The sequence below is a fragment of the Bacillus sp. SIMBA_008 genome (genome assembly GCF_046535495.1).
GTDB lineage: Bacteria > Bacillota > Bacilli > Bacillales > Bacillaceae > Bacillus > Bacillus subtilis.
The window spans coordinates 1-236 of sequence record NZ_JAWRWL010001275.1 but is presented as its reverse complement, the minus strand read 5'-3'; the positions used below and the strand labels follow the sequence as shown (position 1 = coordinate 236).

Annotated in this window: 1 pseudogene; it reads left to right on the top strand. The window is 30.1% G+C overall.

Features of this window, described 5'->3' with window-relative positions:
- Nucleotides 1–230 (top strand): annotated as a pseudogene (locus SB658_RS27535) (hypothetical protein); the annotation flags it as partial.
- Nucleotides 231–236 lie beyond the last annotated feature (6 nt).

Here is a 236-nt window from a genome sequence, read left to right as displayed (position 1 = left end):
AAATCGAGAAAAGCAAAGAAACATGGTTACATACTTTGAATGAAGTATTTCAAGATGATGTCAAGCTTCAAGAAATAAGCGATATGGATAAAAGACGATTTTTATTACCTCTCATTCAATCTGTATCCATTAAAGAAAATAAAAAGCGTAGCGAATATGATATTTCATTACAGTTACGAACCGATTTTTCAAAACGTGATGTGAAAAATCAAATCAGCTTGATTTTGTAAAACAGC